The sequence below is a fragment of the Streptomyces sp. NBC_01716 genome, from assembly GCF_036248275.1.
In the GTDB taxonomy this organism is placed as follows: Bacteria; Actinomycetota; Actinomycetes; order Streptomycetales; family Streptomycetaceae; genus Streptomyces.
The window spans coordinates 6,829,715-6,846,966 of sequence record NZ_CP109181.1; the positions used below are offsets into that span (position 1 = coordinate 6,829,715).

Genomic DNA, 17,252 nt, shown 5'->3' on the forward strand with positions numbered 1-17,252 from the left:
CCATGATCGAGACAATGACTCTGGTGGACCAGAACTGCCACGGTGTGCTCCGTACGGAGCTGGGCCTCGGCACCTTCGAGGCCCAGCTCGGCAGGACCGCGGGGCCGCCCGCGCCGGGGACCACCTTCTTCGACACCCAGACCGGTTTCGCCGTACGGCGCTGGTGCCCGCCGCTCCTCGGCCTTGAGCCCCACACCTCGCCCGCCGGCTATCTCGCCCGGCGCCGGGAGCTCGGCGTACTGGAGGCAGGGCGGCGGCTGTTGCGGGGCACCGGCGTCACCACGTATCTGGTCGACACCGGGCTGCCCGGCGATCTGACCGCCCCCGGGGAGATCGCGGCCGCCGGCGCCGCCGAGGCACGCGAGATCGTCCGGCTCGAACTGCTCGCCCAGCAGGTCGCCGACACCTCGGGCACCGTCGGCTCGCTGCTCGCCAACCTCGCCCACGCCGTGCACACGGCGGCCGGCACCGCAGTCGCCTTCGTGTCCGTGGCCGCCCTGCGCCACGGGTCCGCGTCGGCGGCCGAGCCGCCCGGCCCCGCGGAGGTACGTGCCGCCGCCGGACGCTGGCTGGCGAGTCGGCGCGTGGGCGGCCGGCTCACCGACCCCGTACTGCTGCGGCATCTGCTGTGGACCGCCGTCGCCACCGGGCTGCCGCTCCAACTGCACGCGGGCGGCGGCGAGGGGTGCAGGGGCAACTGCCCGGACGGCGGTCCGGCGCGGATCGCGGGCTTCGCGGCGGCCACGGCCGGGCTCGGCACCGACGTGGTGCTGCTGCACGGCCTGCCGTACCACCGGCAGGCCGCCCGTCTCGCCGCGGCCTTCCCTCATGTGTACGTGGATCTCGGCCCGGCCCTCGCGCACACCGGGGCCCGCGCGGCGGACGTACTGGCCGAGGTGCTGGAGCTGGCGCCGTTCGGGAAGCTGCTCTACTCCAGCGGCGCGCGCGGGCTGCCCGAACTGCACGTGGTGGGCGCGAGGGTCTTCCGGCAGGCGGTGGCGCGGGTGCTCGGCGGCTGGGCGGCGGACGGTTCGTGGGCGCTCGCCGACGCGCAGCGCGTCGCGGAGATGATCGCCTCGGGCAACGCCCGCCGGATCTACGGCCTCGACGAGACTTGACGGCCGTCAGGCCCCGCGAGGGCGGGCGGGGGCGGCGAGGTCTTTCGGATCAGGCCGTGGACAGTGCCGGGTCGGCCGGATCCGCCTGCGCCGGGATCTCCGGTTCGGTCACGGGCCGCTCACGCAGGCTCAACGCGAGCCGCAGGACCGCGATCCAGGTCAGCGCGGAGCCCAGCATATGGACGCCGACCAGGATCTCGGGCACGTCGGTGAAGTACTGGACGTAGCCCACACCGCCCTGCGCGAGCAGCACGATCAGCAGGTCACGCGCCCGCGCGCGGGTGTCGGCAGGGGCGTCCACGACGCGCAGCACCAGCCACATCGCGATCGCCAGCGCGCAGACCACCCAGGCCGCCGCCGCGTGCACATGCGCCGCGTCGACCCAGTCGAACGGCATCCGGGGCACCTCGCTGCTGTCGCCCGCGTGCTTGCCGGAGCCGGTCACCGTCGTACCGGCGGCGATCAGCAGGCCCGTCGCGACGACCAGAGCCCAGCCCAGCTTCCGTACCGGACGCGGCACCCGCGGCCGGGACGTCGCGTCGCCCTCGCGGGTGCGCTGCCAGACGATCACGGTGACGGTGAGCAGGGCGTTGGCGAGCAGGAAGTGCACCGCCACGGTCCAGGGGTTGAGCTCCATGTGGACCGTGATGCCGCCCATCACGGCGTTCAGCACCACGACCCAGAACATGCTCCAGGCGAGCCGGGACAGTCCGCGCCGCGGGGGCTTGACCGACCGGGCCGCGACGATCGCCCAGCCGACGGCCGCCGACAGGACGTACGTCAGCATGCGGTTGCCGAACTCGATCGCGCCGTGCAGACCCTGCTCGGACGTCGCGAACAGGCTGTCGTCCGTGCACTTGGGCCAGGTGTCGCAGCCGAGCCCGGAGCCCGTGAGCCGGACGGCGCCGCCGGTGACGATGATGACGACGGTCATCACGACGGCGGAGAGGGCGGCTCGCCGGAGCGTACGGGGGGACGGAGTCCAGCGCTGGGCGATGTAGTCGAGGGGGTTCCACACGGCCACCATCGTAGGCGGGCCCTTGTGAACGCAGTCACGAGGGGTCCCCGCGCGTCAGCGCGCGCGTCCGGAAAGCTACTCCCAGCGGAAGAGACGGGCCGCCGCCCCGAGCCCGAGCACCGCCCACACGGCCAGCACCCCGAGGTCGTCCCAGGGCATCCCCGCACCGTGCTGGAGCACATCACGCAGCCCCACGGAGAGGGCTGAGATCGGCAGCAGACCGAGCAGGGTCCGCGCCACGTCCGGGAACTTCTCCAGCGGCACGATCACGCCGCCGCCCACCAGCAGCAGCACGAACACGAGATTCGCCGCGGCCAGCGTCGCCTCCGCCTTGAGCGTGCCCGCCATCAGCAGCCCGAGCCCGGAGAAGGCGGCCGTACCGAGGACGAGCAGCAGCAGTACGGCGAGCGGGTTGCCCCCCGGCGACCAGCCGAGCGCGAACGCGATGACCGTCAGCAGCACGATCTGAAGGACCTCGGTGACCAGGACGGAGAGCGTCTTGGCTGTCATCAGGGCCCAGCGCGGCAGGGGTGAGGCACCAAGCCGTTTCAGTACCCCGTAACGCCGTTCGAAGCCCGTCGCGATGGCCTGCCCGGTGAAAGCCGTCGACATCACGGCCAGCGCGAGGACACCGGGAGCGAGGAAGTCGACCGACGTGCCCGGGCCCGTGTCGATGATGTCGACCGTCGAGAACAGCACCAGCAGCAGACTCGGGATGATCACTGTCAGCAGCAACTGCTCGCCGTTGCGCAGCAGCATCTTCGTCTCGAAGACCGTCTGCGCGGCGATCATCCGCGGCAGCGGCGCCGCGCCCGGCGCGGGGGAGTACCTGCCGGCGCCCGTGTCCGTACCCGTGCTCATGGACGCAGCTCCTTGCCGGTCAGTTCGAGGAAGACGTCCTCCAGCGTGTGCCGCTCGACGGAGATCTTGTCCGGCATCACCCCGTGCTGCGCGCACCAGGTCGTCACCGTCGCGAGCAGTTGCGGATCGATCGTGCCGCCGATCCGGTAGGCGCCCGGCACCAGTTCGGCTGCGGCCGACCCGTCGGGCAGCGCCTTGAGCAGCGAGCCGAGGTCGAGCCCGGGGCGGCCGGTGAAGCGCAGGGTGTTCTCGGCGCCGCCCCGGCACAGCTCATCGACAGTGCCGTGCGCCACGACCTGCCCGGCGTCGACGATGGCGACGTCGTCGGCCAGTTCCTCGGCCTCGTCCATGAAGTGCGTGGTCAGCACCGTGGTCACCCCGTCGGCGCGCAGCTCGCGCACCAGCTCCCAGGTGGAGCGGCGGGCCTGCGGGTCGAGCCCCGCGGTCGGCTCGTCCAGGAACACCAGCTCGGGGCGGCCGACGACCGCCAAGGCGAGCGAGAGCCGCTGCTGCTGGCCCCCGGAGAGCCGCCGGTAGGCCGTACGGCCGCAGCCGCCGAGCCCGAGACGCTCGATCAGCTCAGTGACGTCCAGCGGGTTCGCGTGCAGGGCGGCCATATGGCGGAGCATCTCTTCCGCGCGGGCGCCGGAGTACACGCCCCCGGACTGAAGCATCACGCCTACGCGCGGGCGCAGCCGGGCCGCGTCCGTCAGGGGATCGAGGCCGAGGACGCGTACCGTTCCCTCGTCCGGTCTGCGATAGCCCTCGCAGGTTTCGATCGTGGTGGTCTTGCCGGCTCCGTTGGGGCCGAGGACCGCGGACACCGTGCCCGCCCGGACGCTGAGATCCAGGCCGTTCACCGCGGTCCTGGCCCCGTACCGCTTGACCAGGCCCCGGACCTGGACCACCGGATCTCCGATGTCGCTGCGCATGCCGTGAGTCTAGGCAGCGGTCCAGGAGGCCCCGGGGCCGCCCCTGAATTCTTAGGTCACCCTAAGTGACGCAGGGCACCACTCGTCGTACCGGACGACTGTTGTCACTGTCGAGGGAATTACGCAACAATGGCGTTGTGAAATACGTCGGCGAGGCTCCGCAGGAGGAACTCGCGACCGGTGAGCGTTCCACACGCAACCGGGTCGCGCGCTCCATCCTGGACCACGGCCCCTCCACCGTCTCCGACCTCGCGGGGCGCCTGAAACTCACCCAGGCCGCCGTCCGCCGCCATCTCGACGCACTGGTCGCCGACGACGTGGTGGAACCACGCGACCAGCGTGTTTACGGCTCACGCGGGCGAGGCAGGCCCGCCAAGGTGTTCGCCCTCACCGACTGCGGCAGGGACGCCTTCGACCAGTCGTACGACAAGCTCGCCGCCGACGCCATCGAGTGGATCGCCCGTGGCGCGGGCGGCGGCGCCAAGGGTGAAGCGGCCGTCGCCGCCTTCGCGCGCGACCGGATCGCCACCCAGGCGGGGACGTACCGGCAGGCGGTCGAGTCCGCCGCGCCCGAGAAGCGCACCGAGGCGCTCGCCAGGGCACTGAGCACCGACGGATATGCTGCCGCGGCCCGCAGCGCGCCGAACCAGCAGGGTGAGCAGCTCTGCCAGCACCACTGCCCGGTGGCCCACGTGGCCGAGAGGTATCCGCAGTTGTGCGAGGCGGAGACGGAGTTCTTCTCCGAACTGCTCGGGACCCATGTGCAGCGGCTGGCGACCATCGCCCACGGTGACGGGGTGTGCACGACGTTCATCCCGCACAGCGGCGGGCACGGCGCGCCACCCGGTCCCCCGGGGACCGGCGGCACCCCACAGACCGATCCACCGCAGATCAGCCAGCAGACCGATCATCACGCATCCGAAAGCACGGCCGGGAGGAACCCCGCATGACGCTCCCCACGGAGACCGCCCATCCTGAGCTCGAAGGACTGGGCAAGTACGAATACGGCTGGGCCGACTCCGACAAGGCCGGCGCCGCCGCCAAGCGCGGTCTCTCCGAAGACGTCGTCCGCGACATCTCCGCGAAGAAGAACGAGCCGGAGTGGATGCTGAAGCTCCGTCTCAAGGGACTGAAGCTGTTCGGCAAGAAGCCGATGCCGAGTTGGGGCTCCGACCTGTCGGGCATCGACTTCGACAACATCAAGTACTTCGTCCGGTCGACGGAGAAGCAGGCGGAGTCCTGGGAGGACCTGCCCGAGGACATCAAGAACACGTACGACAAGCTCGGCATCCCCGAGGCGGAGAAGCAGCGTCTCGTCGCCGGTGTCGCGGCCCAGTACGAGTCCGAGGTCGTCTACCACCAGATCCGTGAGGACCTGGAGGAGCAGGGCGTCATCTTCAAGGACACCGACACCGCCCTCAGGGAGAACCCGGAGCTCTTCCAGGAGTACTTCGGCACGGTCATCCCGGTCGGTGACAACAAGTTCGCCTCGCTGAACTCGGCCGTGTGGTCCGGCGGTTCGTTCATCTACGTGCCGAAGGGCGTGCACGTCGAGATCCCGCTCCAGGCCTACTTCCGTATCAACACCGAGAACATGGGCCAGTTCGAGCGGACGCTGATCATCGTCGACGAGGACGCCTACGTCCACTACGTCGAGGGCTGCACCGCGCCGATCTATTCCTCGGACTCGCTGCACAGCGCCGTGGTCGAGATCATCGTGAAGAAGGGTGGCCGCTGCCGTTACACGACCATCCAGAACTGGTCGAACAACGTCTACAACCTCGTCACCAAGCGTGCCGTGGCCTACGAGGGCGCGACCATGGAATGGGTCGACGGCAACATCGGCTCCAAGGTCACCATGAAGTACCCGGCCGTCTATCTGATGGGCGAGCACGCCAAGGGCGAGACCCTGTCCATCGCCTTCGCGGGCGAGGGCCAGCACCAGGACGCCGGCGCCAAGATGGTTCACATGGCTCCGAACACCTCGTCGAACATCGTCTCCAAGTCGGTGGCGCGAGGCGGCGGCCGTACCTCCTACCGAGGACTCATCGAGATCGGTGAGGGCGCCCCCGGATCGAAGTCCAACGTGCTCTGTGACGCGCTGCTCGTGGACACGGTCTCGCGCTCCGACACCTATCCGTATGTGGACGTCCGCGAGGACGACGTGTCGATGGGCCACGAGGCGACGGTCTCCAAGGTCTCCGAGGACCAGCTCTTCTACCTGATGAGCCGCGGTATGACGGAGTTCGAGGCCATGGCGATGATCGTGCGCGGCTTCGTGGAGCCGATCGCCAAGGAACTGCCCATGGAGTACGCGCTGGAGCTCAACCGGCTGATCGAGCTCCAGATGGAAGGCTCCGTCGGCTGACGCCGCCGCGCGCGGCAGTCAGCAGCAGCGACCGATTCCCCAAGAGGCAGAGAGAGAGCACGACGACAGCCATGGCTGAGGCTTTGAACATTCCGGTGGGTTCCACCACCACCGGGTCGATCGCGGTGGCCGCCGAGTCGACCGTCGCCACGCGCATGAGCGCGCCGCCGTCCTACGACGTCGCGGACTTCCCCGTTCCGCACGGCCGCGAGGAGGAGTGGCGGTTCACGCCGCTGGAGCGGCTGCGCGGTCTCCAGGACGGTACGGCCGTCGCCGACGGTCTCATCCGTACGGAGGTGTACACCCCCGCCGGTGTCACCCAGGAGACCGTCGGCCGCGACGACCCGCGCGTGGGCAAGGCCGGCATCCCGGCCGACCGGGTGGCGGCGCAGGCGTACACCTCGTTCGAGAAGGCGTCGGTCGTCTCCGTTCCCAAGGAGACCGTGCTCACCGAGCCCATCCGGATCACCGTGCACGGCCAGGGCGGCACCGCCTTCGTGCACCAGGTGGTCGAGCTGGGCGCCTTCGCCGAGGCGGTGGTGGTCATCGACCACACCGGCGACGCGGTGGTCGCCTCGAATGTCGACTTCCTCATCGGTGACGGAGCCAAGCTGACCGTCGTGTCCGTGCAGGACTGGGACGCCAAGGCCGTCCATGTCGCCCAGCACAACGCGCTGGTCGGCAGGGACGCCTCGTTCAAGTCGATCGTGGTGACCTTCGGCGGCGACGTCGTACGGCTCCACCCGCGCGTGCAGTACGGGGGCCCCGGCGGCGAGGCCGAGCTCTTCGGTCTCTACTTCACCGACAAGGGCCAGCACCAGGAGCACCGGCTCCTGGTCGACCACAACGCCCCGCACTGCAAGTCCAACGCCGTCTACAAGGGCGCGCTCCAGGGCGACGACGCGCACGCCGTCTGGATCGGTGACGTGCTGATCCGCGCGCTCGCCGAGGGCACGGACACCTACGAGATGAACCGGAACCTGGTCCTCACGGACGGCGCCCGGGTCGACTCCGTACCGAACCTGGAGATCGAGACCGGCGAGATCGCCGGCGCCGGTCACGCGTCGGCCACCGGCCGGTTCGACGACGAGCAGCTCTTCTACCTGATGTCGCGCGGCATCCCCGAGGTCGACGCCCGCCGCCTCGTCATCCGCGGCTTCTTCGCCGAGCTGGTCCAGCAGATCGAACTGCCGGACGTCGAAGAGCGTCTGCTCGCCAAGATCGAGGCGGAGCTGGAGGCATCAGTCTGATGACCTTCGTCCGAGTCTGTGGACTGACCGAGCTGGAGGACGGCACCCCCAAGCGGGTCGAACTCGACGGCATACCGGTCTCCGTCATCCGTACCGAGGGCGAGGTGTTCGCGATCAACGACATCTGCTCGCACGCGAACGTCTCCCTCTCGGAGGGCGAGGTCGAGGACTGCTCGATCGAGTGCTGGCTGCACGGCTCCAGCTTCGACCTGCGTACGGGCAAGCCGAACGGCCTTCCCGCGACGCGCCCCGTCCCCGTATACCCCGTACAGATCCAAGGGGACGATGTGCTCGTCTCCGTCACCCAGGAGTCCTGAGTCACCCATGGCAACCCTTGAAATCAACGACCTGCACGTCTCTGTCGACGCGGAGGGCGGTGCCCGCGAGATCCTCAAGGGCGTCGACCTGACCGTCAAGCAGGGCGAGACGCACGCCATCATGGGCCCCAACGGCTCCGGCAAGTCGACCCTCGCGTACTCCATCGCGGGCCACCCCAAGTACACGATCACCGGTGGCACTGTGACCCTGGACGGTGAGGACGTCCTGGAGATGACGGTCGACGAGCGCGCCCGCGCCGGACTCTTCCTCGCGATGCAGTATCCGGTCGAGGTCCCCGGCGTCTCGGTCTCCAACTTCCTGCGCACCTCCGCCACCGCCATGCGCGGTGAGGCACCCAAGCTGCGGACCTGGGTGAAGGAGGTCAAGACCGCGATGGAACAGCTCCAGATGGACCAGGCGTTCGCCGAGCGCAACGTCAACGAAGGCTTCTCCGGCGGCGAGAAGAAGCGCCACGAGATCCTTCAGCTCGAACTGCTCAAGCCCAAGGTCGCGATCCTCGACGAGACGGACTCCGGTCTGGACGTCGACGCGCTGCGGGTCGTCTCCGAGGGCGTCAACCGCGTCCGGGAGAGCGGAGAGGTCGGCACACTGCTGATCACGCACTACACGCGGATCCTCCGCTACATCAAGCCCGACTTCGTGCATGTCTTCGCCCAGGGCCGTATCGCCGAGTCCGGCGGCGCGGAGCTGGCCGACAAGCTGGAGAACGAGGGCTACGAGGCGTACGTGAAGGGTGGCGTATCCGCGTGACACAGCCGTCAGGCCTCCTCACCGGGCCGGGCCGACTGCTCGACGAGGCGGTCCGTAAGGACTTCCCCCTGCTGGACCGGCTGGTCCACGACGGGAAGAAGATCGTGTATCTGGACAACGCGGCGACATCGCAGAAACCGCGCCAGGTGCTCGATGCCCTCAACGAGTACTACGAGCGGCACAACGCCAACGTGCACCGCGGCGTCCATGTGCTCGCCGAGGAGGCCACGGCCCTGTACGAAGGCGCTCGCGACAAGGTCGCCGCCTTCATCAACGCGCCGAGCCGCGACGAGGTGATCTTCACCAAGAACGCCTCCGAGTCGCTCAACCTCGTGGCGAACATGCTGGGCTGGGCCGACGAGCCCTACCGCGTGGACCACGAGACCGAGATCGTCATCACGGAGATGGAGCACCACTCCAACATCGTGCCGTGGCAGCTGCTCTCGCAGCGCACCGGAGCGAAGCTGAAGTGGTTCGGTCTCACCGACGACGGCCGGCTCGACCTGTCGAACATCAACGAGATCATCACCGAGAAGACGAAGATCGTCTCCTTCGTGCTGATCTCGAACATCCTGGGCACGGTCAACCCCGTCGAGGCGATCGTCCGCCGTGCGCAGGAGGTCGGCGCGCTGGTGCTGATCGACGCCTCGCAGGCAGCCCCGCACGTCGCGGTCGACGTGCAGGCGCTGCAGGCCGACTTCGTGGCCTTCACCGGCCACAAGATGTGCGGCCCGACCGGGATCGGCGTCCTGTGGGGCCGCCAGGAGCTGCTGGAGGACCTTCCGCCGTTCCTCGGCGGCGGCGAGATGATCGAGACCGTGTCGATGCACTCTTCGACGTACGCCCCGGCCCCGCACAAGTTCGAGGCGGGTACGCCCCCGGTCGCCCAGGCCGTCGGCCTCGGCGCGGCCGTGGACTATCTGTCCGCGATCGGCATGGACAAGATCGCCGCGCACGAGCACGCCATCACCGAGTACGCGGTGAAGCGGCTGCTCGAAGTCCCCGACCTGAGGATCATCGGCCCGGCCACGGCCGAGGAGCGCGGCGCCACGATCTCCTTCACACTCGGAGACATCCACCCCCACGACGTGGGTCAGGTGCTCGACGAGCAGGGCATCGCGGTCCGGGTCGGTCACCATTGCGCACGGCCGGTCTGCCTGCGGTACGGAATTCCGGCGACCACGCGGGCGTCGTTCTATCTGTACTCCACGCAGTCCGAGGTCGATGTCCTGGTCGACGGGCTGGAGCACGTCCGTAATTTCTTCGGATGAGGGACTGACCGGTGAAGCTGGATTCCATGTACCAGGAAGTCATCCTGGATCACTACAAGCACCCCCACGGGCGCGGTCTTCGCGACGGCGACGCGGAGGTGCACCACGTCAACCCGACGTGCGGTGACGAGATCACGCTCCGTGTGAAGTACGACGGCTCACGCATCGAGGACGTGTCGTACGAGGGCCAGGGCTGCTCCATCAGCCAGGCCAGCGCGTCCGTCCTGAACGAGCTGCTGGTCGGCAGGGAACTGGCCGACGCGCAGAAGATCCAGAGCACGTTCCTGGAGCTGATGCAGTCCAAGGGCCGGCTCGAACCCGACGACGCGATGGAGGAGGTGCTGGAGGACGCCGTGGCGTTCGCCGGTGTCTCCAAGTACCCCGCCCGTGTGAAGTGCGCGCTGCTGAGCTGGATGGCGTGGAAGGACGCGACGGCCCAGGCACTGGGCGACCCCGCGCATAAGGAGACGGCATGAGCGAGAACGAGACCGTGATGATGAAGCCGGCCTCCGAGGAGGAGGTCCGCGAGGCGCTGTACGACGTCGTCGACCCCGAGCTGGGAATCGACGTCGTCAATCTGGGCCTCATCTACGGCGTCCACATCGACGAGTCGAATGTCGCCACCCTCGACATGACGCTGACGTCGGCGGCCTGTCCGCTGACCGACGTGATCGAGGACCAGGCGAAGTCGGCGACCGAGGGCATCGTCAGCGAGCTGAAGATCAACTGGGTCTGGATGCCGCCGTGGGGTCCCGACAAGATCACGGACGACGGCCGCGAGCAGCTGCGCGCGCTGGGCTTCAACGTCTGAGCCGGTTGCCCGGCCGCTACACGAAGGCGTGACGCGCTCCTTGCTGGGGCGCGCCACGCCTTCGTCGTACCGGACCCGGCCGGCTCGAAACGGTGCCGCCGAACCGGCCGGGTGTGGCAGGGCGCTCGGAAACCGCCCGGCGAGGGGGAACCTGCATCGGGGGATGGCGGCTACTCGTACGTTGGCCCCTTCTGCCGTCCCGTCGCGCAGTCGATCACTTCCACCCTTCGCGCGATGCTGAACAACTCGGCGCAGCTCGACTCCTGTTGGAATTGCTCTACCACCCGGTGATGCACGTACTGACGGTGTGCCACCTCGGCCAGTTTCCGGAAGACGTCCATGTCGAGCTGCTGCTGCGAGGCGAAGCAGTTAAGGGCGCGCATCTTGACGTCCAGGAGCTCCTGAGTGCCGACGAAGAACTCGTTGGGCTCGAATCCGACGCTGTAGGGCGACCGGAAGTAAGTGAGATTGCCAGCCTCCCGCAGGGCCAAGGACGTCGTCTCCTGTGCCGTGGTGCTGTGGTCGAGATGCTGGTCACGTGGGAAGTGCGTGTAGACGATATCGGGCCGGGTCTCGTGGAAGACGTCGACCAGATCCGCTTTTATGCGGCCCCGGTGCTCCGCGAAGCTGGTGTCGGGGATGGAAGAGAAGGTGTACTCATGCACGCCCAGCAAGGCACCGGCGGCCAGACATTCCTCGTGCCTCACCGGTGTGCCGTCCGGGCCCGGCGCGCCGGTGGTCAGGCAGTGCACCCGGACCCGAAAACCGTTGAGCGTGTACCAGAGCAGCCGCATGCCCATGGCGATCTCGGCGTCATCCGGATGGGCCACCACAACAAGGACGATCTTCATCGCTCTCCTTTCGGACGGATGGCCTTCATCGCGAAGCCGCTGTGCGGGACTCGGAGATCCAGGCCCGACAGGGGGACAGCCCTCCCTCGCTGTACGGCCGCTTCGACCGGGCCACAGCCGTGACGGCCATGGCCCGGACAAGAAGAGGGGAGGCGAGGGTCGGCCTGCGGGGTCTACTGGTATTCGTGCGCCATGCGGGTGAGGACGAGATGGCCGCGCTCGACGAGCACCGAGTTTCGTTTCGTGAGTCCGGTGTTCAGGTATGAGACGCCGAGTCTTGTGACCAGCAGGCGCAGTGCTCTTTCCTCTGTGTCCGACAGCATGCGGCCGTACCCTGCGAGGTAGGCCACTTTGAGGTCGGGGCGCGTCGCCCAGACCGCAGCGCACAGCCAGACGAACTCCTCGACGGCGATGCCGTTGCCGGACATCGCGAAGTCGATCAGTCCGTGGCCGTGGTCGCGGTCCCACAGCCAGTTGCGGGTCGAATAGTCACCGTGCTGGTACACGGCGGGGAGGCCGTCGGCCAGCTCGGGCAGTTCACGGGCTACGCACTGCACCAGGGCGCGCTGGGCGTCGTCGAGGTGTCCGGTGGTGTTCTCCAGGCAGGTGGCGACCTCGGTCGCGTGGTCCGCCATGGATGTGCGGATTCCCTCGCGGTCCTGCTCCGAGGCTGGGCCGGAGTGATCGTGCCAGCGCCTCAGCAGTCGGCCGGCGAGTTCGTGCACGTGCCGCTCCTCCTCCGGCTGGAGAGGCAGGTCTCGTACCACGCGGCCCGGCAGTGGCGAGGTCATGATCGCCTGAAGGTCGGGATCTGCGGCGAGGATGCGGGGAGTCTCGTGGGGGGCAAGGACCCGCGCCGCGTACGCATAGCCGCGGATCTCGCGCTCGTAGTCTCTCGTGCTCGGACTGATCTTGACGAACGCGACCTCGGCGCCCGCTGACACCCGCCAGACCCTGGAGTCTCCTCGGGGCCAGGACACATCGGTGACCTGGTCCACGCCAGATAGGTGATTGGCGGCCCATCGCAGCAGGTCAGGGGGAATGGGGGCATTCTGGGCCATGGGCGAGTCTTCTCCGAATCGCGTGGGGCAGCGATATCCCGCAGGGAGCTGGACGTGCTGCGTGGTGGCTGCGGCGACGTCTGGACTGTACTCACCGCTGGGGGTCGGCCGGTGGAACGGAAGGGTCAGAAGTGGTCGGGCAACCACGGTTCGCGGTCTGCGGTGGTAAGGAGGAGCTGGGCGATAGATCTCGGGTCTCCGCTTACCCCGGCCAGTGCGGCGGAGGTAGCACTGCGATAACCCCCGGCGTACCAGACGGCGAACTGGCCCCTGGTCAGGGTGAGCCGCCCTTCTCGGGTGGTGGGCGACAGCTCGCCCTTACCGCCGGCGACCCGCAGCATGAACGGCTCGGTGGCCGCGCCGTCCTCGGTGACGACTTCGATCGGGAGAGCGAGGTCCGCCTCGTCGGCCCAGCCCCGCAGTTGCACGGCCTGGCGCAGGTTCAGGACGCGCAGCATCCACGGGTGCCACGCGCAAGCGGCCAGAGAGCCGGAGCGGCGCAGTCGGTGCAGCAGCGTGGGAGCGGGCGGCAGCCCGGTCCGCTGGAAAACGACGCTGGAGATCCTGCTGCTGTGCCGGCCGAGGAACGCGAACATCGCCACGGCCTCATCTCCTGACGTGGCCCAGAAGTCGTGGACGACCAAGCGCCGCCCCTCAGCCGGATGATCTTCGAAAGCCACGGAGAGCATCCCGGTTGGTTGCTGTCCGGGACGGTTGAACTGGTAGCTGGTAAGGCCGGGGTGCTTCTCCCGCTGCCAGCGCTCCCACCAGCTCGGCCGCCTCCACGGCCCGTTCCAGCGCGAAGCCAGGTCCTCGTACGTCAGGCTGTGCTGCTCGGTGCTCCCGTGAGAGATCTCAAACCCGGACCCGTCAAAGCCGCGTCTGAGTTCGTCGGTGGGTACGGTCCAGGAGAACACCGGGGTGGGCGCCTCCCAGCCGAGGCGGCGGGCGTATCCGTTCGAGCTGGTCCACAGCGTGGAGAGGACGGCGCCCTGGTCGCGCAGCGGGCGCAGCCGTTCGGTGATCATTTGGACGGACAGGTGGGTTCCGCGTTCCTCGGGTGCGACACATCCGGCGCTGAGCAGGGCGGAAGGCACGGGCGCGCCGCCGAAAAACTGGTGTCCGAGAAGGCTGAGGCCGCCGGCAATGACCCTGTCACCCCGCAGTGCGACGCGGATGTCCGCGTAGGGGCGCAGACGCGTGATGTCGCCCACGGGGTGGCCGTAGCTGCGGGTGGATAGGTTGCTGTACTGCTGCCAGAGTTCGTCGTCAGCGTTCACGATCCGGATCGAATCGGGCACGTGACGTCACCCCTCTCAGTAGTTGGTTTCGTCGCGGGCGGCGTCGGCGTCGACCGGTACGAAGAAGCTGCGGGTGAAGATCACGACAGTGTCGCCGTGCTGGTTGTGGCCGGTGGTGCGGCAGGTGACGATTCCGGTGTCCGGCCGACTCTTCGAGAGGCGACGACCAGTGATCTCCGTCTCCGCGTAAAGGGTGTCGCCCACGAAGACCGGGTGGGTGAACCGGATCTCGTCGAATCCGAGGTTGGCGAGCGTGAGGCCGCTGGTGCTGCGCACGGTCATCCCGCCGACGATGTGAAGGGTGATGCTGCTGCACACCAGGGGGCGGCCCCACTCGGTCAGGCTGCTGTACCGGGCGTCGGTGTGGATCGGGGCGTCGTTGCCGCCGAGAGTGGTCATCAGGACGTTGTCGGTCTCGGTGACGGTACGGCCGGGCCGGTGCTCGATAACCATCCCTTCCGGCAGCTCGTGGTAGCCGAGACCCACGACTTCCCGGTAGCGGTCGTCCGCGATACGCCGGTACCCGCTCGGCATCGGGATGCCGGCCGTCACGCGGTCACCGCCAGCGGGGTCCGGGCCGCCGCACGGGACAGCAGGTCCTTCGCTGCCCGGACCATGGGCGGGCCGACCATCTGGTGTCCGACGCGGACGATGCGGCCACCAGACTGCTCCGCGGAGGCCACGATGGCGCGGGCGGTCGCGATTTCCTCTCCCGTCGGACTGAACACCTCGGTGAGGGTCGAGAGCTGCCGCGGGTGCACGCAGCTCTTGCCGGCGAAGCCAAGATCCTTGGCGCGCTTCGCCTCACACCGCAGCGCATCGCTGTCGTCCAGGTCGAAGAACGGGGAGTCGATCGCGGGGATGCCCGCGGCGGCGGCACTGGTGATGAGCCGGGACCGGGCATGCAGCATGGGCTCCCAGCCCCTCCCGCAGCCGGTGGCCGCCGCGTAGTCGGCCGTCCCGAACAGAACCCCGGCGATGCGCTCGGCACGCACGATCGACGGCAGATCTTCCACAGCGCGGGGGGTCTCGATCAGCGCATACAGGTGAGGCGTGTAGCCGGGCGAACTGATGGCACCGGCGACGATCTCGACATCGCGGGGGGATTCCACCATGGGGATCAGGATGATCTGCGGCTTGACCGGATAGTCGGCGACGGCGACGAGGTCGCGGATGCCTTCGCGGGTGGTGGGAGAACTGATCCGAATACCGAGGGTGCAGCCCTGCGGCGCCGCCGTGGTGAAGAAGGAGCGGGCGGCCTGGCGGGCGTCGGCCTTGGCCGGGGCCGGCACGGAGTCTTCCAGGTCCACCAGGGCGACGTCCGCGCCGCAGTCGCGGGCGGTCGGAAACCGGGTGAGGACGTGGCCGGGCGTGATGATCCACACCCCTGCGGGAGCAGGCGTCTGGATCATCGTCGCTCTCCCTGCACGGCCAGGGCGCGGGCCGCGTCCGGGATCATGTCTTCCTGCCCGGCGGTGACCCTGCGCTGGCCAAGCTCGACGAACACGTCCCAGGGGTGCACCCCCGCCTGCCGGGCGGCGGTCAGGACGGGCTTCTTGAACCCGGAGAACACACCGGCCAGCCCGGAGGCCAGGCTCGCGGAGTCGATCGTCGGCGGAGCCGGCATGAGCGTCCTCTCCGCAAGATCGGCGGCGTCCGCCATGAGCCGCAGGTCGATCCCGGTGGGATGGCCCAGGCGCTCCAGCACCGCCACAAGGACTTCCAGTTGGGTGTTGCCCGCCCCTGCCCCTAATCCGCGGGCGCACGCGTCGATCATGCGGGCCCCGGCCTCGACGGCGGCCACGGAGTTGGCCACGGCCATGCCCAGGTTGTTGTGCCCGTGGAAGGCGACCGGCACGTCCACCGCAGCGGTGACGGCGGCGACCCGTGCAGTGACATCCCTCGGGAGAAAATGTCCGGCGCTGTCGAAGAAGCAGACCGCCTGAGCCCCGTACCCGACCATCAGCGCGCACTGCTCGGCAAGCTCCTGCGCACTGGCCATGTGGGTCATCAGCAGCACCCCTTGGGCTTCGACGCCCAGTTCCCGGATGACGCCGAGGTGCCGCTCGGTGACGTTGGCCTCGGTGCAGTGCGCGCCGACACGCACCACGTCCACACCGTGACGTACGGCGCTACGGAGGTCGGTGGAACTCCCCCAGCCGGGCAGGATGAAGGTCGCCATCCTGCTGTGGGGCATCGCTTCACGGGCCGTGGCCAGCATCTCGTCGTCGCTGAGCTTGGCGTGGCCCACCTGGTGGGAAGAGGCGCCGACGCCGTTACCGTGGCCGATCTCCACCACGGGGACACCGGCGGCGTCGGCGGCAGCGGCGTAGGCGCGGATCTGGTCGCGGTCGAGCTGGTGGCGGACGGCGTGCTGGCCGTCGCGCAGCGTGGGGTCGTGCACGATCACAGCCTGCTGGCGCATCAGATGTACTCCTTCAGCTCGGTGTCCTGGGACAGGGCGTGCTGTTCGGACGCGTAGATCGCGGCGGCGCTGATCACTTCGAGGTTGCCCGCGTGTACCGGGATGCGGCTTCGGGTGGCCGTGACCTCTACGATCACGCGCATCGTGCCGTCGGTGACGGTGCAGGAGGTCACGCGGTAACCGGGGACGATGGCCTGCATGGCCGCCTCGGCGGAATCCACGAGTTCACGGACCGGTCCCTGCTCGGCGCCGTCGGCCACCACCGTCATCGCGACGCGGAACGGGGGCGGCGGTGCGGCGGCCGAGATGTTGAGCATGGTCTTGGCGCTGTCCGCCTGGGTGAACTGGTGGATCGCGCCCCTGGTCGTTTCGATGTACTCGTCCAGGTTGAGGCGGCTGGCCCTGCCGACGCTGACGCTGGCGGCCGTGGCCACCATCTCCACGTAGGCGGGCCGGTAGCGCCCGGCGATCGAGTGCAGGACCGGGATGGCTGCCTGGCCGCCGCAGGAGACGAGGCCGATGTGCCGGTGTGCGGCAGCCTGGTCGCCGTTCACGGTAGGCACGATCAGCGTGCCGGAGCTGCTGGGGGTCAGGTCGATGAGCGTCGCCCCGCTGTCGGCGAGCTTGACCCAGTGGGCGGGGTGGTCGAACGCATTGGTGGCGTCGAAGACGATCTCGAATCTCTGGTCCGAGTCCAGCAGGGCGTCGACGCCGCCCGCTGTGGTGGTACAGCCCAGTTCCGCGGCCTGGATCAGCCCTCGACTGGTGTTGGCGCGGCCGACGACGAGGCCGCAGTCCAGGTACGGGGAATTGCGTATGCGCTCGATCAGGTCGAGCCCCAGGGGTCCGGTCCCGAGGACCGCCGCGTTCAGCACGATCGGTGGCATGGGCTGCTT

General features: G+C 68.9%; 19 protein-coding genes. 9 read left to right on the top strand and 10 right to left on the bottom strand.

Annotation, left to right across the window (positions count from 1 at the left end):
• Window positions 1-2: 2 nt before the first annotated feature.
• Window positions 3-1,118 carry an amidohydrolase family protein gene (locus tag OIE74_RS30025; RefSeq protein ID WP_329389139.1) on the top strand — a complete coding sequence of 372 codons (1,116 nt, stop codon included), beginning with the start codon at window positions 3-5 and terminating at the stop codon, window positions 1,116-1,118.
• A 49-nt stretch (window positions 1,119-1,167) separates the two neighbouring features.
• Here OIE74_RS30025 and OIE74_RS30030 read toward each other — a convergent pair whose 3' ends face one another.
• From OIE74_RS30030 to OIE74_RS30040, 3 genes are all read right to left on the bottom strand, one after another.
• The gene (locus OIE74_RS30030; RefSeq protein ID WP_329389141.1) at window positions 1,168-2,145 is read right to left on the bottom strand and encodes a COX15/CtaA family protein; all 978 of its coding nucleotides are present in this window, start codon (window positions 2,143-2,145) and stop codon (window positions 1,168-1,170) included.
• A gap of 66 nt (window positions 2,146-2,211) precedes the next feature.
• Entirely contained in the window at window positions 2,212-2,997 is a 786-nt protein-coding gene (locus OIE74_RS30035) for an ABC transporter permease (protein ID WP_329389143.1), read from the bottom strand.
• The gene (locus tag OIE74_RS30040) at window positions 2,994-3,929 is read right to left on the bottom strand and encodes an ABC transporter ATP-binding protein (protein WP_329389145.1); all 936 of its coding nucleotides are present in this window, start codon (window positions 3,927-3,929) and stop codon (window positions 2,994-2,996) included. The genes OIE74_RS30035 and OIE74_RS30040 overlap by 4 nt, the downstream gene beginning before the upstream one ends.
• A gap of 137 nt (window positions 3,930-4,066) precedes the next feature.
• Here OIE74_RS30040 and OIE74_RS30045 point away from each other — a divergent pair, with 137 nt between their 5' ends.
• The 8 genes from OIE74_RS30045 to OIE74_RS30080 all read left to right on the top strand — a co-directional run bounded on the left by OIE74_RS30045 (window position 4,067) and on the right by OIE74_RS30080 (window position 10,718).
• Window positions 4,067-4,879, top strand: coding sequence for a helix-turn-helix transcriptional regulator (locus OIE74_RS30045; protein ID WP_329389147.1), 813 nt, complete (start codon window positions 4,067-4,069; stop codon window positions 4,877-4,879).
• Entirely contained in the window at window positions 4,876-6,297 is a 1,422-nt protein-coding gene (sufB, locus tag OIE74_RS30050) for a Fe-S cluster assembly protein SufB (protein ID WP_329389150.1), read from the top strand. The genes OIE74_RS30045 and sufB overlap by 4 nt, the downstream gene beginning before the upstream one ends.
• 71 nt (window positions 6,298-6,368) lie before the next feature.
• On the top strand, window positions 6,369-7,547 hold the full coding sequence (gene sufD, locus OIE74_RS30055; protein ID WP_329389152.1) for a Fe-S cluster assembly protein SufD: 1,179 nt from the start codon (window positions 6,369-6,371) through the stop codon (window positions 7,545-7,547).
• Window positions 7,547-7,864, top strand: a complete 318-nt coding sequence (locus tag OIE74_RS30060) for a bifunctional 3-phenylpropionate/cinnamic acid dioxygenase ferredoxin subunit (RefSeq protein WP_329389154.1) — start codon at window positions 7,547-7,549, stop codon at window positions 7,862-7,864. The genes sufD and OIE74_RS30060 overlap by 1 nt, the downstream gene beginning before the upstream one ends.
• A gap of 7 nt (window positions 7,865-7,871) precedes the next feature.
• Window positions 7,872-8,636: a Fe-S cluster assembly ATPase SufC gene (sufC, locus tag OIE74_RS30065; protein ID WP_329389156.1), complete on the top strand. Its 765-nt coding sequence runs from the start codon at window positions 7,872-7,874 to the stop codon at window positions 8,634-8,636.
• Window positions 8,633-9,907: a cysteine desulfurase gene (locus tag OIE74_RS30070; RefSeq protein WP_443076272.1), complete on the top strand. Its 1,275-nt coding sequence runs from the start codon at window positions 8,633-8,635 to the stop codon at window positions 9,905-9,907. Before sufC ends, OIE74_RS30070 begins: the two co-directional genes overlap by 4 nt.
• An 11-nt stretch (window positions 9,908-9,918) precedes the next feature.
• A complete protein-coding gene (sufU, locus tag OIE74_RS30075; RefSeq protein ID WP_329389158.1) occupies window positions 9,919-10,383 on the top strand; it encodes a Fe-S cluster assembly sulfur transfer protein SufU in 465 nt (154 codons plus the stop codon).
• On the top strand, window positions 10,380-10,718 hold the full coding sequence (locus tag OIE74_RS30080; protein WP_189108654.1) for a metal-sulfur cluster assembly factor: 339 nt from the start codon (window positions 10,380-10,382) through the stop codon (window positions 10,716-10,718). The genes sufU and OIE74_RS30080 overlap by 4 nt, the downstream gene beginning before the upstream one ends.
• A 170-nt stretch (window positions 10,719-10,888) precedes the next feature.
• Here the strand turns inward: OIE74_RS30080 and OIE74_RS30085 are convergent, their stop codons facing one another.
• From OIE74_RS30085 to OIE74_RS30115, 7 genes are all read right to left on the bottom strand, one after another.
• A complete protein-coding gene (locus tag OIE74_RS30085; RefSeq protein WP_329389161.1) occupies window positions 10,889-11,569 on the bottom strand; it encodes a PIG-L deacetylase family protein in 681 nt (226 codons plus the stop codon).
• A gap of 173 nt (window positions 11,570-11,742) precedes the next feature.
• Window positions 11,743-12,630: an aminoglycoside phosphotransferase family protein gene (locus OIE74_RS30090; RefSeq protein ID WP_329389163.1), complete on the bottom strand. Its 888-nt coding sequence runs from the start codon at window positions 12,628-12,630 to the stop codon at window positions 11,743-11,745.
• A gap of 125 nt (window positions 12,631-12,755) precedes the next feature.
• Window positions 12,756-13,910, bottom strand: a complete 1,155-nt coding sequence (locus tag OIE74_RS30095) for a GNAT family N-acetyltransferase (protein ID WP_329389165.1) — start codon at window positions 13,908-13,910, stop codon at window positions 12,756-12,758.
• A 36-nt stretch (window positions 13,911-13,946) separates the two neighbouring features.
• On the bottom strand, window positions 13,947-14,465 hold the full coding sequence (locus OIE74_RS30100; protein ID WP_443076388.1) for a MaoC family dehydratase: 519 nt from the start codon (window positions 14,463-14,465) through the stop codon (window positions 13,947-13,949).
• 14 nt (window positions 14,466-14,479) lie between these two features.
• Window positions 14,480-15,316, bottom strand: coding sequence for an HpcH/HpaI aldolase/citrate lyase family protein (locus tag OIE74_RS30105; RefSeq protein ID WP_329389169.1), 837 nt, complete (start codon window positions 15,314-15,316; stop codon window positions 14,480-14,482).
• Between the two features lie 23 nt (window positions 15,317-15,339).
• Window positions 15,340-16,356 carry a 4-hydroxy-2-oxovalerate aldolase gene (gene dmpG / locus OIE74_RS30110; protein ID WP_329389170.1) on the bottom strand — a complete coding sequence of 339 codons (1,017 nt, stop codon included), beginning with the start codon at window positions 16,354-16,356 and terminating at the stop codon, window positions 15,340-15,342.
• A complete protein-coding gene (locus OIE74_RS30115; RefSeq protein ID WP_329389172.1) occupies window positions 16,356-17,243 on the bottom strand; it encodes an acetylating acetaldehyde dehydrogenase in 888 nt (295 codons plus the stop codon). The genes dmpG and OIE74_RS30115 overlap by 1 nt, the downstream gene beginning before the upstream one ends.
• Between the last annotated feature and the right edge of the window lie 9 nt (window positions 17,244-17,252).

What these genes read in the sequence shown, in the direction of transcription:
- OIE74_RS30040 (WP_329389145.1), bottom strand. Translation starts at nt 3,929, where the DNA reads ATGCGCAGCGACATCGGAGATCCGGTGGTCCAGGTCCGGGGCCTGGTC.
- OIE74_RS30090 (WP_329389163.1), bottom strand. Translation starts at nt 12,630, where the DNA reads ATGGCCCAGAATGCCCCCATTCCCCCTGACCTGCTGCGATGGGCCGCC.
- sufC (WP_329389156.1), top strand. Translation starts at nt 7,872, where the DNA reads ATGGCAACCCTTGAAATCAACGACCTGCACGTCTCTGTCGACGCGGAG.
- OIE74_RS30025 (WP_329389139.1), top strand. Translation starts at nt 3, where the DNA reads ATGATCGAGACAATGACTCTGGTGGACCAGAACTGCCACGGTGTGCTC.
- OIE74_RS30030 (WP_329389141.1), bottom strand. Translation starts at nt 2,145, where the DNA reads ATGGTGGCCGTGTGGAACCCCCTCGACTACATCGCCCAGCGCTGGACT.
- OIE74_RS30115 (WP_329389172.1), bottom strand. Translation starts at nt 17,243, where the DNA reads ATGCCACCGATCGTGCTGAACGCGGCGGTCCTCGGGACCGGACCCCTG.
- dmpG (WP_329389170.1), bottom strand. Translation starts at nt 16,356, where the DNA reads ATGCGCCAGCAGGCTGTGATCGTGCACGACCCCACGCTGCGCGACGGC.
- OIE74_RS30035 (WP_329389143.1), bottom strand. Translation starts at nt 2,997, where the DNA reads ATGAGCACGGGTACGGACACGGGCGCCGGCAGGTACTCCCCCGCGCCG.
- OIE74_RS30080 (WP_189108654.1), top strand. Translation starts at nt 10,380, where the DNA reads ATGAGCGAGAACGAGACCGTGATGATGAAGCCGGCCTCCGAGGAGGAG.
- sufB (WP_329389150.1), top strand. Translation starts at nt 4,876, where the DNA reads ATGACGCTCCCCACGGAGACCGCCCATCCTGAGCTCGAAGGACTGGGC.
- OIE74_RS30085 (WP_329389161.1), bottom strand. Translation starts at nt 11,569, where the DNA reads ATGAAGATCGTCCTTGTTGTGGTGGCCCATCCGGATGACGCCGAGATC.
- OIE74_RS30060 (WP_329389154.1), top strand. Translation starts at nt 7,547, where the DNA reads ATGACCTTCGTCCGAGTCTGTGGACTGACCGAGCTGGAGGACGGCACC.
- sufD (WP_329389152.1), top strand. Translation starts at nt 6,369, where the DNA reads ATGGCTGAGGCTTTGAACATTCCGGTGGGTTCCACCACCACCGGGTCG.
- OIE74_RS30100 (WP_443076388.1), bottom strand. Translation starts at nt 14,465, where the DNA reads ATGCCGAGCGGGTACCGGCGTATCGCGGACGACCGCTACCGGGAAGTC.